This is a genomic window from Providencia sp. PROV129, from assembly GCF_028482245.1.
In the GTDB taxonomy this organism is placed as follows: Bacteria; Pseudomonadota; Gammaproteobacteria; order Enterobacterales; family Enterobacteriaceae; genus Providencia; species Providencia vermicola.
In genome coordinates, this window is sequence record NZ_JAMPQD010000035.1 from 1 (window position 1) to 11136 (window position 11136).

Sequence of the window (11136 nt, forward strand, 5' to 3'; positions counted from 1 at the left end):
GGTGACATCGAGCGTTCCACGAATGGAGCTATCCAGAGTTTGAATACGAAACGGTCCCGCAGGCACCGTTGTTTCTAACACAATACGGTTATGGCTTTTGACAATAACGGTGGCATTAGTCTGGGCAATACCAATAATTTCAGGGGCATAACCTGTTAACTTTGGCGGCATCATGTTTTCATCGGTTTCAAGAGAAATACCGGTGTACTGCCAAGAGTCAAAAATAGCGGAGTAAAAGTAGTTTTCACCTAGCGTTAAAATAGATGCTATTGATTTAATTGAACGATATGCGAATAAGCGGCTAAACGAAGCATCGCTATATTGGTTCTCAAAGCTCCCCGTGGATTTACGGTAATTGGCTTGGTAATCACCCCGTAAGCGCCATGCACCAAAATTAAGGCCTGTTGTTCCATTGGCTGAAATATATGACTCTCGAGAGCCTGAGTTTCTACGCGTTAAAGAACCTGTGAGGTTGTAATCTAATAAAAAGCCATTAACACCTTCCTCCCAACGGGAAGGAGGAACCCAACTTGGATCAGTGTATTCTAAATAGCTTTGTGGAATTAAAATTGAGAGTGTTAATGTGGATAAATCAACATTCAGCGTTGCCCCCTCAAGTGCGGACAAATCCAAGCATTTTCCATTATCACGATATTGAACTAATTTGATTGCATCAGGCGTTAATCCTAAGCGATCCAAAATATTGAAAGGAATACAAACCGTATCGAATAAATTATTTTCTTGAGATTGCGGTGCGATTACTGTGATATCTTGTGCACTTCCCATACTCTCATTATTGACTTTGAGTGTTAAATGGTAAGTGCCAGGCATAATAAATCCGGCCTGAGAAAACTGGCTAAAATCGATATTCTGTGTGTCTTCGGTATCTAACATATCCGTATTAAATTCGACAGCATAGGCTATTGAAGAAATAGAAGATAAAAAAGACGTCACAATAATGTAGGAATAAATATTAAGTCTAACCATGATTTTTTCATCGAATTAATTATGTGTTTATTTATTAATCGTAAGTAACGTTGAATTTAATAGTGGTAAAATAATCCCCAGGCGTAATTTCATTATTACTTGTGCCTAATTCTGTTTCATATTTCAAATAGCTTTCTTTACTTTTATGATCAAAATAAATGTAGTTATTAGATATAGAATAAAGTTTATTTGGCATTAATAAGTTGTCATTACTATCGTAAATATATAGAACAACACCAGGCTTAGGTCCTGAAAGCTTTATTGCATTACTGTATATATCCTGTGGTGCAAAGAAGCGAATTTTAATGCCTTTGTGGTTATTATTGTCATATTCGCTAATACAGTTATTCAATTTTATATAAAATGGCTTACGCGTTATTTTTCTATCTTCTATTTCGTTAATACTAAAGTTAGATATATAGTCGTAATTGATATACTGATACTGGCTATCTGTTTCAATAGAGCAGGGGGCAGCAACAATATAGCCTTGCATTACCGCCTCACCACGAAGCCCATCTTGTACATGTCCTAAATTAGAATCTATTGCATAAGAATTAATAGAGCTCAATAATAAGGTGGTTAATATATAAATATTTTTTTTCATAATGAACCTTTTTATAGGGAGGAATAAAATCCTCCCTTAAAAAATTACTCGTATGTGATTTTAAAATCAGCAATAGAGCTAAATTCACCTTCAGTGACTGCAACAGCACCATCAACACGTTTAGCTAATGCAGTAAATTCTAAAACGTTTTCACCTTGTTTATTACGAATTTGGTTCATCACAGATTTAGCTTCATCAAATTTAAAGTCTTTAATCTGAACACCGATGTTTGTTGCAGAACCTGTAGTACCTAAGAATTCTTTGTTAGTACCCACATAGTTTTTACCACCAAAGGTAATTTTGATATCTTTAACTGCAACCCAGTTATCATCTTTATCTTTACTGAATTCATCGAAATTACAGTCTTTGATTTTAATCGCGATATCTTTTTCAGCTGCATTACCTGCTTCTAAAGATGCGCGAGAAAGTTGACCAAAAGGAACTTCTTGTTTAGTGCTTTCAGATTCAATATTACATGGCGCATTAACAACTTGGCCGCTGAAATGTAATTCGCCTGAGTTGCCACTTGCTAATACAGAGGTAGACAGTGTTGACGCAGCAAATAAAACAGCAACAGATAATTTATTTAATTTCATGCTAAAATCCTTAAGAGAAAAATTAACAATTTCCATAATGAAGCCTCTTAACTAGCGGGCATTATAGGAATTGATTTACTTACCCATCATTGGGATGTAACTGGTTATATATAAAAGAAAAATTGGGCCTTTTATAAACCTGTATCCATTCGTACTTTCATATCAGGAAATGATATTTGAATATCAGTCTATTCGACGAGAGCTATATTACCCTTACTGAGCGTATAGCGAAATAAAATTCTTAATTTTTAATCTAATATGAACGTTTATTCTATATTGTTATTGTGTTTTAATGAGTTTTAATATTTTTATGCTTCATTAATATTGAAGTAAATAATTAATTTTTGTGATTTTAAGGTGTTTTAATATGTTTCAATGTATGAATTTTTTAAAATACAAAAAAAATGCATCAGATATATAGAATATCTGATGCATTTTGTTGTTTTTTTGAGGGTTACTAACAGTGATTAGATTGTACAAATAAACATTGGCGAGTAATTTTCTTCAAAAATATAATTTTTATCGTTTAACCGTTTTACTCTAGTGAAGTAAATTTGGTTAAGCTGAGGGAGGCCTCGTATATAAATGTCATCGCCAGCCTGGTCGCTCGGGTCAATGTAAATATTTTTTATCCGAGAAAAAAAATGACCGCCTTGCTGTTTGTATTCAATAAGCATTTTACGGGAGATCATGAATTTTTTATGATTAAAATTAATTTCTCCTGACATGATAAAAGAATATTGATTATCATTATCCTCACTTGGAATGATACTCAATAAGTAATAGCCATTTAAGCTAGATCGATCGTCTGAGATATCAATTTTTAAAGTTGCACGGCAGTCAGGTACAATAGGTGTATTAATTTGAATATATGTATATAAGCTAATTAAAATCAAAGTGATGGTGGTGAGGAGTAAAAAAACAAATCGTACAGCTTTGTTATTTGGCATAGAAATTCTCACAACTTATTGTAGCACCATCTTTTGCAGTTTTAGGGCAGTATGATAAAAATAGATAGTCATCATCGAAATTTTTATTTCGGGTGATAATTCCCACATTATAGTAAAAAATAGTAGCGGGTTTCTTGCAATTAATATTTAAACTTTTTAGCCTATCTTTTAGTACAGAAAAACTCATTGAGCGAGTATCTGCCTTGTGGTAACTGTTTATATAACGAATTGAGCACTGATCAATTTGACCGACTTCTGGGTATTCAGTACGGCTAGCAAAAAAGTAGCTTTTAAACAAATAAAGCAAACAAAAGATAATAACGGCAATCAGTGTTATTTCTAGGTAGCGATTATTTAAAATATAAGCTTTTTTAACGGGGGTTTTGGCATTTATTTCGTTTTCTTCATCTATTTCTAAAGAAGACTCAGTCGATGGAGATAAGAGGGAGGGGATTTCTGAAATAGTTTCTTCAGGCTGTTCGTCGCTTATTTCAAAGGTTAAATTAGCTGAAAATTTTATTCCTACTTTTGGAATAGTTGAAATAATTTCTTCATCAAAAAAAGATGATAAATGGCGGCGCAAAACAGAAATACTGCTATTTAAATTATTGTCAGAAACAACTTGGTTATGTTCTTCCCATACACGACGTAATAAAGTTTCCCTATCTAAAACTTCTCCGTTATTTTGTGCTAATACTAAAAGTAAACGATTTAACGTTGTCGTCAGCTTAATTGCGTCGTCAACGTGACTCGTATACAACAGCCCCTGATTGCTGTCATAGGTAACATGCTGATTAATTAAATATTTCATTTTAGGATGGGTTTTATTTATAGTGGAATACAACTGTATGGTGTCAGTTTATACCCGTAATTCGGGATATGTCAATTAAACTGCATTAGAGTAATTTATTATATTATTTAAAGTGGAAAATGCGAAATAAATATCTAAGTGAGTAAGTGGGATTTAATTGAGGTAATGACAACTTTATTATGTTTAATTAAACAATAAAAGCCCCGGTTAGGGGGCTTTGATGTATTAGATTATCCGTTAAGCTGTTGGCTCAAGGATTTGATGCATAACCGGATGGAATTTACGTTTAAAGTAAACTAACCCATGCCCTGTATCATTTACAATGATTTGTTTCATTTCAACCATGTAGACAGAGTGCGTACCAATGTCCTGAACTTGCGTGATTTCGCCTTCAAGATTAGCGAGGGCATTTTTCAGTAATGGTTGCTGTAAAATACCGTTATCCCACACATTCCAGTTAAAACGCTCTTCCATTGTGGAACCTTTCATTCCCGCAAAATGGCACGCTAATTCTTCTTGGTCATGGCTTAGCACATTCACACACAGGCGGCCATTCTTTTGAAATACCGCATTCATTGCACTGTTGCGGTTGACACATACCATCAAAGTTGGTGGCGTATCTGTAACTGAACAGACTGCAGTTGCTGTAATTCCACAGCGACCTTCAGTACCATCCGTGGTGACTATGTTCACTGCTGCACCGAGACTAGCCATCGCATCTCTGAAACGCAGGCGATGTTCATTTTCTAAAGACATTTTGACCTCCTGCTACTGATTACTTCAGCAGCGAATCTAACTGATTAATATCATTGTTGTTATACAGGTGTGGACGTTTCCATCCGTGTTGATCGTAATCTGATAAGCAGCGATCAACCATATCTGTCATGGCTTTCATGTTGCCAGAACCTTGTGCATGACGCAGACATTGCAGACGAATTTCGTCTTGGCTTCCTGCGTAGTTAATTTCATACAGTTCATGGCGACCACCAAACTCACTACCAATTGCATCCCACATGAGTTTGAGGATCTTAATACGTTCGACGTGATCCATTCCGTTTGAACCGCGTACATATTTAGCTAAGTACCTATCAATTTCTGGATTATTCATATCACGAACGCTGGATGGCAAGTAGATCAGCCCACTCGTTACGTTACTTTCAATGATATTTTTAATTTTGGTGTAGGCCATAGGTGCCATAACACGGTATGTCTGGATAGCTTGGGTATCTGGTAGGAATGCCCCGCCTTCCCAAGCTTTCGCTTCTGATGTCATTGCATCAGTCAATGACCAGAACAGGTTACGCCACGCGACCACTTCACCTAAATCAGCCTGTACACCACGGAAATCAATAACACCTGTACATTCTAAACTTTTTTGTAACAATCCGGTAATGAAGTCTAATTTAACGGCCAAGCGGACACAAGCTTGTAATGGGAATAAACGTGCGAACCCACCTTGTACAGCCCAATTACGAGCACGGTCAAAGTCACGGTAAATCAAGACGTTTTCCCATGGAATTAACACATGATCCATCACTAAGATGGCATCATTTTCATCGAAACGGCTGGAAAGTGGGTAATCAAATGGTGCGCCAGTTGCGCCAGCTACTAATTCATAAGAGGCGCGAGAGATTAATTTCACACCGTCGGCATCCATTGGTGCAACAAACATCAGTGCAAAGTCAGGGTTATCGCCCATCACTTGCGCAGAACCAAAACCGATAAAGTTATAGTGAGTCAATGCAGAGTTGGTTGCGACGACTTTTGCGCCGCTGACGATAATCCCTGCATCAGTTTCTTTTTCGAGTTTAATATAAACATCTTTCACTTCATCTGCGGGCTTATGGCGATCAATTGGTGGGTTAACAATCGCATGGTTAAAGTATAAGCCGCTTTCTTGAATGCGTTTGTACCAGTTGCGCGCGTTATCCGCAAATTGGCCGTAATATTCAGGGTTTGCGCCTAAACAGCTGGCGAATGCCGCCTTATAGTCTGGAGTGCGTCCCATCCATCCGTAGCTCTGGCGTGACCAATCTGCGATTGCATCACGTTGTTGGCGTAATTCGTCTGCACTTTTCGCGAAACGGAAGAACTTGTGCGTGTATCCACCGTTACCTGTGTCGGTGTTCCAGCAAAGCTGGTCATGAGTCGTTTTATCATGGAGCGCATCATATAACTGTCCTATAGAAGCCGCTGAATTACGAAAAGCAGGGTGAGTGGTGACATCTTTTACGCGTTCGCCATAAATATAAATTTCACGGCCATCTTGTAGGCTTTTTAGGTATTCTTGGCTATTAAAAGGGCGTTTAGCATCTGAGCGAAAATCTTCTGGTTTCATGTCTACCTCGTTATCTCACAATGAGGGCTTGCATTGATAGGGGACAAAGGTGCAAGCGAATATGTTAATTTTATGTTTGTTTTGTGTTTATTAATTGAATCGCTTTCTGAGACAATTTTAAAGAGACTTTAGAAAGGTTTACTGGTACTTTTCGTTGGTATGGTAAGTTTATAAAAGAAATGTGATCTTATCGATATTTTAATGTTAATGTAATCATTATTTTTAATTAAAATAATCTAAATATCATAATATTAAAGTTTGTTTATATATTAACAATAAGTTATTTTATTTTATTCGCATGCCTATTTTTTATCCTTTTATTTCACTTTTTGTTATTCTGGATAACCTTGTTTAAGTAAGTTAAAACAAAATTGATAAGAGATAAAAATGTTTTTAAAATGTAAAATAAAATTTATTGCCGCTGAATTGTTCAACGGCAATGAAACTTTTCAAGTGAAAGGGAAGTATTTGACCGCTTAATGGATATTTTGTTCACGCCAAGTGCTCGGTGAGCTGCCGACGAGTCGGTTAAAAAAGCGAGCGAAGTAGGCTGGGTCTTTAAACCCGAGTTGGTAGGCAATTTCAGAAACAGGGCTGTCCGAAAAAATAAGCAAACGCTTGGCCTCACGTAGAATACGGTCAAAAATGAGCCTTTTTGGCGGCCGATTAGCAAATCGGCGGCACATATCTTTGAGGCGCGATTCTGTTACGCCAAGTTTTTGTGCATATTCAGGTACGGCAAGGTGCTCATGATAATGTAAGTCAATTAATTGGTTAAACCGTTGGAATAGGCGATGCTCCCCTCGAACACCGCTAGTCGGGTGCCCATCTAATGGGATTGACCGTAGTAGAAAAGTAAAAAGTGCTTGCGCCAAAGAGGATAAAGCTTGATGTTTCCCTACATTGTTATTTGCTGATTCACGCGCCATCAATGCCCAGTAATGATTGAAAGTATCAATATCATCGAGCTTATCGGCAACCGATAAGCAAATAGCAGGAATATCCACTAAATCAGGATGAGCAGGATAAAGAGACTCAAGCAGTGGCATGATAAGATCTTGTCGCACAGTCAGTACATGCCCGTCCGTGTCTTCTTGAGTAAAAAAGGCATGGGCGACAGAAGGGGGAGTTAAAATAAACAACGGTGCCTGGACAGAATAGCGTAATTCGTCAAGCTGCAAGGTAATGTGGCCAGTGACCAAATAATGCAACTGGAAGAAACCATCATGGCGATGCGCCTGCATATCACGACCAAAAAAGGCAGCCATGTTGCCGAAGGTTTGGTAGTGGACGTCGTCAGTGCCTTGGGTTTCGTCGTAGTCTGTACTGATGTCGATATTCGTAATTAAAGTTGAGTTACCCTTCATTCTTCGGCTCGCAGCGTTGTTGGCCTCACAAGCCAACCCTAGTCACATACTTCAGTATGCTCCTAGGGATTAACTTGCTTGCCGCCTAGCTGCAACTCGAATTGCTCTTCATTCTTTGGCCCGCAGCGTTGTTGGCTTCACACGCTAACCCTAGTCACATACTAGTGTATGCTCCTAGGGATTAGCTTGCTTGCCGCCTAGCTGCAAGCCAAATTATTTTGAGCAATATCCATTGTTATTGAGTTACAGCACTCTAATTTATTAAACCTTACAGTTTTAAGGTGTTGCTCTTGGTCTTGAGTTTTTCATTGGGATAGCAATGACTAACAGCGCACCGACCACCAGCAGGCCAGCCACAAAATACAGGCCGGAATTAAAGCTGCCGGTTTGGTCTTTTAGCCAACCAATTAACAGAGGGCTGACGGCAGAACCTATATTACCCGTTGCGTTGATAACAGCAATACCGATAGCACGAGCACGTAGACTGATTGATTGGTCTGGCGTTGTCCAGAACACAGCCATTGCAGTAAATGAACCCGTTGATGCCATAATGATACCAATCAATTGAATAATTGGGTGGCTAGTCATTGCAGCGAGAACCCAACCCGCGGCAGCAAATAAATATGGCAAGGCGGTGTGCATTTTCCGTTCTTGCAATCTATCTGAACGGCGGCTCCAGTAAATCATCCCCAAAATCGTACAGAATTGTGGGATAGCGGTAAGTAGCCCAATCATGGCATTACTACTGCCTTGGTTGAAGCTCTGCATGATTTGTGGCGTCCAGATATTAATCGCGCTTAACGTGTTGGTTAAACAGAAATAAGCGACGGTATACATCAAGATAACAGGGGTGAAAATCTCTTTCCACAAACTGGTATTTTGCAGGGCACTGTGACTTTTTGACCCTTGTGGCTGCACGAGTTCCAGCTGGTCTTTATCCATCATTTCTTGCAGTGTGTCTTTATCTTCTTGCGTCAGCCATTTGGCTTTCTTCGGTGAATCATCAAGGTAGAACCAAACTAACACACCTAAAATCACGGAAGGGAAGCCTTCAAGCAGGAACAACCATTGCCAGCCTTTTAGGTCTAAAATGCCATCCATCCCTAAAATATAACCAGAAGCTAGGGAGCCGAACGCCATGGTGACTGGCATCGCAATCATAAATAAGGCATTAGCACGAGCACGGAAATAGGCTGGAAACCAATAAGTTAGATACACCAGAATCCCTGGCAAGAAGCCCGCTTCAGCGATACCCACTAACATTCGCAGAACGTACAAACTTGTTGGCCCTGTGGCAAACATGGTTGCCGTTGAAGCAATCCCCCAAAGTACCATGATGGTGGCTATCCAGCGACGCGCACCAACAATCCCCAACATAATATTACTTGGAATACCAAAAATAACGTAGGTGGCATAGAACAAGGTGGCAGCTAAACCAAACATGGTTGAGGTCAGGCCGATGTCTTTCCCCATGGTGAGACCCGCAAAGCCAATGTTAATACGGTCTAGGAAAGAGAAAACAAACAGCACGAATAAAAAGACGATCAGCCGTTTGAATAATTTATTAATGACCCGCTGCTGCGGCTCAGTTAAATTTTTATGTTGTTCAGCAGGGTTAGTGCTTGCAAGTTGTTGATTACTCATTGTAGGGCCCTCAATTCTTTCTTCTGAAAATTATTATAGGTACAAGGGACGATGAGGCAGTCATGGTGGTGTCTGCCCTTTATTGCGATTTTAATATTTCACTCGTTTAGATAAGCTGTTTGTCTGTAGGGTAAAAAGTTATCTAAATAAGCAGGTTTAGTTAGTAAACACTAGGTGTGCTGGATGTCACTTCCGAGACCGTTTTGCCAAATTTTGCGGCAAGGGCTTCGGCGGTACGTGCTAGCAGCGTAGTATCAACGCCGACAGCGACAAACAGTGCGCCGAGTTTCAGATAATGTTCAGCAACCTCAGGGGCTGCCATTAAGATGCCAGGGGCGAGACCCGCAGCACGAATTTGTACAATCGCTTTTTCTATCACGGCTTTGACTTCAGGGTGGTTAGGATTTCCCGAAAAGCCCATGTCTGCACTGAGATCAGCTGGACCGATAAATACACCATCGACGCCTTCTACTTTTAAGATCTCTGGCAGGTTATTCATTGCTTCGCGGGTTTCGACCTGCACGATCACGCACATTTCATCGTTGGCACGAGTGAGGTAATCAGGGACTCGATTCCAGCGAGATGCACGTGCTAGTGCACTGCCAACACCGCGGATCCCTGCGGGTGGGTAGCGTGTTGCGCGTACTGCTTGCTTCGCTTGTTCGGCATTTTGTACCATTGGCAGCAACAAAGTTTGTGCGCCAATATCTAACAGTTGTTTAATGATCACAGGATCATTCCACGGTGGACGCACAACGGGTTGCGATGAATAAGGGGCGATCGCTTGCAATTGCGATAATGTTGTCTGTACATTATTCGGTGCATGCTCTCCGTCGATCAGTAGCCAGTCAAAGCCAGCACCCGCTAACAACTCGGCACTATACGGGCTGCATAAACCCAGCCATAAACCAATTTGAGGTTGGCCACTTTTTAGCGCTTTTTTGAATTTATTTTCTAAGATGTCCATTATAATTTCCTTATACAAAACGGCAGCTTATAGAACCCATGTTGCCGTAATCGACGTGGAACACATCGCCTTTACGTGCGGGAACTGGGCGGGTAAAGGACCCGCCAAGAATGATCTGGCCGGGTTCAAGTTGAACATTATGTGGCGCCAATTTATTGGCTAACCATGCAACGCCATTGGCAGGGTGATTCAGCACTGCTGCCGCAACGCCAGATTCTTCAATGACACCATTGCGATAAAGCAGGGCGCTGATCCAACGCATATCTAAATCGCGTGGTTTAATTGGGCGTCCGCCTAAAATGACCGCGGCGTTTGCGGCGTTATCTGAGATAGTATCGAACACTTTACGTGGGCGATTAGTTTCAGGATCATTGTTATGGCAACGGGCATCGATCAGCTCAAGCGCGGGGATCACGTAGTCTGTGGCGTTATAAACATCAAAAATTGTGCAGTTTGGCCCACGCAGTGGTTTTGCTAAAACGAACGCGAGTTCAACTTCAATGCGCGGTACAATAAAGCGGTCGGTTGGGATGTCACAGCCGTCATCAAAAAACATATCATCAAGTAGCGCACCGTAATCTGGCTCATCAATTTGTGAGCTGGCCTGCATCGCTTTTGATGTCAGCCCAATTTTATGGCCTTTGAGCACGCGCCCTTCAGCGATTTTTAACCCAACCCATTCTTTTTGAACGGCATAAGCATCGTCGATCGTCATTTCAGGGTGATCTAAAGAAATCTGGCGGATCTGCTCACCGCTTTTTTCCGCTTGATTTAGACGCTGCGCTATTTGCAAGATTATGTCTTTCTGTAACATCTTATTTTCCTTTTGTACCTCAGCTCGTCATGCTTCGAGTGAGAACTGCATTAACTGC

General features: G+C 40.2%; 11 protein-coding genes. All 11 read right to left on the minus strand.

Translation table 11 applies throughout. The features are described 5' to 3' along the window. On the minus strand, positions 1 to 987 hold a 987-nt coding region (locus PSF27_RS19620; protein ID WP_272682100.1), incomplete at its 3' end, for a fimbria/pilus outer membrane usher protein. A gap of 34 nt (positions 988 to 1021) precedes the next feature. After that, on the minus strand, positions 1022 to 1591 hold the full coding sequence (locus PSF27_RS19625; RefSeq protein ID WP_206084671.1) for a fimbrial protein: 570 nt from the start codon (positions 1589 to 1591) through the stop codon (positions 1022 to 1024). Between the two features lie 44 nt (positions 1592 to 1635). Then, positions 1636 to 2187 carry a fimbrial protein gene (locus tag PSF27_RS19630; RefSeq protein ID WP_206084672.1) on the minus strand — a complete coding sequence of 184 codons (552 nt, stop codon included), beginning with the start codon at positions 2185 to 2187 and terminating at the stop codon, positions 1636 to 1638. Positions 2188 to 2654: 467 nt separating this feature from the next. Next, the gene (locus PSF27_RS19635; protein WP_272682101.1) at positions 2655 to 3137 is read right to left on the minus strand and encodes a hypothetical protein; all 483 of its coding nucleotides are present in this window, start codon (positions 3135 to 3137) and stop codon (positions 2655 to 2657) included. Then, entirely contained in the window at positions 3127 to 3948 is an 822-nt protein-coding gene (locus PSF27_RS19640) for a winged helix-turn-helix domain-containing protein (RefSeq protein WP_272682102.1), read from the minus strand. The genes PSF27_RS19635 and PSF27_RS19640 overlap by 11 nt, the downstream gene beginning before the upstream one ends. Before the next feature lie 237 nt (positions 3949 to 4185). Next, positions 4186 to 4704, minus strand: a complete 519-nt coding sequence (hpaC, locus tag PSF27_RS19645; RefSeq protein WP_272539023.1) for a 4-hydroxyphenylacetate 3-monooxygenase, reductase component — start codon at positions 4702 to 4704, stop codon at positions 4186 to 4188. A 19-nt stretch (positions 4705 to 4723) separates the two neighbouring features. Next, positions 4724 to 6286 carry a 4-hydroxyphenylacetate 3-monooxygenase, oxygenase component gene (hpaB, locus tag PSF27_RS19650; RefSeq protein ID WP_206084676.1) on the minus strand — a complete coding sequence of 521 codons (1563 nt, stop codon included), beginning with the start codon at positions 6284 to 6286 and terminating at the stop codon, positions 4724 to 4726. 476 nt (positions 6287 to 6762) lie between these two features. Beyond that, the gene (gene hpaA, locus PSF27_RS19655; protein WP_206084677.1) at positions 6763 to 7653 is read right to left on the minus strand and encodes a 4-hydroxyphenylacetate catabolism regulatory protein HpaA; all 891 of its coding nucleotides are present in this window, start codon (positions 7651 to 7653) and stop codon (positions 6763 to 6765) included. A 276-nt stretch (positions 7654 to 7929) separates the two neighbouring features. Then, positions 7930 to 9297, minus strand: coding sequence for a 4-hydroxyphenylacetate permease (gene hpaX / locus PSF27_RS19660; RefSeq protein WP_272516356.1), 1368 nt, complete (start codon positions 9295 to 9297; stop codon positions 7930 to 7932). A gap of 160 nt (positions 9298 to 9457) precedes the next feature. Further along, positions 9458 to 10264 (minus strand): 4-hydroxy-2-oxoheptanedioate aldolase, encoded by an 807-nt coding sequence (gene hpaI / locus PSF27_RS19665; RefSeq protein ID WP_206084679.1) that lies wholly within the window; start codon positions 10262 to 10264, stop codon positions 9458 to 9460. Positions 10265 to 10274: 10 nt separating this feature from the next. Next, positions 10275 to 11078 carry a 2-oxo-hept-4-ene-1,7-dioate hydratase gene (hpaH, locus tag PSF27_RS19670; protein ID WP_206084680.1) on the minus strand — a complete coding sequence of 268 codons (804 nt, stop codon included), beginning with the start codon at positions 11076 to 11078 and terminating at the stop codon, positions 10275 to 10277. Between the last annotated feature and the right edge of the window lie 58 nt (positions 11079 to 11136).